Here is a 212-nt window from a genome sequence, read left to right on the forward strand (position 1 = left end):
AGGTGTCGTATTTCCTTGGCCTCCTCCGTTATTTGCTGGAGGTGTTGTATTTCCTTGGCCATTTCCATTATTTTGTTCATTTTGTTTCTTTTCTTCTTCTTGTTTCTTTTGTTCTTCTTGCTTCTTAAGTTCCTCTTGTTTCTTTTGTTCTTCTTGTTTTTTAAGATCTTCTTGTTTCTTTAATTCTTCTTGCTTTTTCTCTTCTTCAGTCT

Annotated in this window: 1 protein-coding gene; it reads right to left on the reverse strand. The window is 34.0% G+C overall.

The window, feature by feature from the left end:
- A partial coding sequence (locus tag MR083_RS28405; protein WP_242270156.1) for a hypothetical protein occupies positions 1–212 on the reverse strand: 212 nt, incomplete at both ends.

The sequence above is a fragment of the Bacillus cereus group sp. BfR-BA-01408 genome, assembly GCF_022663305.1.
Lineage (GTDB): Bacteria > Bacillota > Bacilli > Bacillales > Bacillaceae_G > Bacillus_A > Bacillus_A pacificus.